The sequence below is a fragment of the Clostridium cuniculi genome (assembly GCF_004353185.1).
GTDB lineage: Bacteria > Bacillota > Clostridia > Clostridiales > Clostridiaceae > Clostridium > Clostridium cuniculi.
Window position 1 is genome coordinate 1 of the sequence record NZ_SMUS01000106.1, and the last position, 842, is coordinate 842.

Sequence of the window (842 nt, forward strand, 5' to 3'; positions counted from 1 at the left end):
ATAATTATTGCTTTTAAACTATCTGTTATTTGATTCTCATTAATCTGACCTATTAATTGTCCAACAGATATTTCATCTCCTTTATTTATCTTCTTTAAAAGTTCTTCTAATATTTTATCTATAATATATTTTAAAGATTTCTCCCCTTTTCTAGCTTCAATTATTTCATTTTTATAATTATCATATTCATTTAATGAAGCTAATGCTGTTAGTAAAGCTCCAAATTCATTTGTACTTACTACAGATTTTTCAGAGTTTATGCTCTTTTTAACATCCATGAAAAATATATTAGATGTTAACTTACTATCATTTTCTATTATCATTAGTTCAAGTTTAACAGTTCCAGCTACTGCTAACATTTGAGTTGTAAGCTCTAAAGTACAATATCCGTTCAATCTATCATTTACTATTAAATCGTTAAATACTTCAGTTCCATCTGGTTTAATTGCGTATACTCTCACGCTTCGATTTTCTAAACTAAAAGGAATAGCTCCATCTAAAAGTTGAAAAAGTAAAAATCTACTTTTTGTATCTCCTTCCTTAGCTATTAATGTGTTATATACATCTTTGTTTATATCAAATCTAATTATCTTCGTAATCAAAAAATCACCCCTTTTTTATAAATATTTATTTACATTTTCTGCATTTTTAAATTTTAATTTTCTTTCACTAACACAGAAATTATTGGAGTTATTAATTACATATTCGTCATTGTCTACAACTATATAATCATAAATAAGTTTAAAGTCTTCTTCTTCTTCACCAAAATAACTCATATCTTGTATACCACCTGCTATAGCTTGTATAGTTCCTAGTCTTTTATTATAAAATATAGTCATTTT

2 protein-coding genes are annotated in these 842 nt (G+C 25.2%); both read right to left on the reverse strand.

Annotated elements, in window-relative coordinates; translation table 11 throughout:
• A partial coding sequence (locus tag EJJ37_RS19790) for a BppU family phage baseplate upper protein (RefSeq protein ID WP_133017133.1) occupies positions 1 to 602 on the reverse strand: 602 nt, incomplete at its 3' end.
• A gap of 15 nt (positions 603 to 617) precedes the next feature.
• On the reverse strand, positions 618 to 842 hold a 225-nt coding region (locus EJJ37_RS19795), incomplete at its 5' end, for a hypothetical protein (RefSeq protein WP_133017134.1).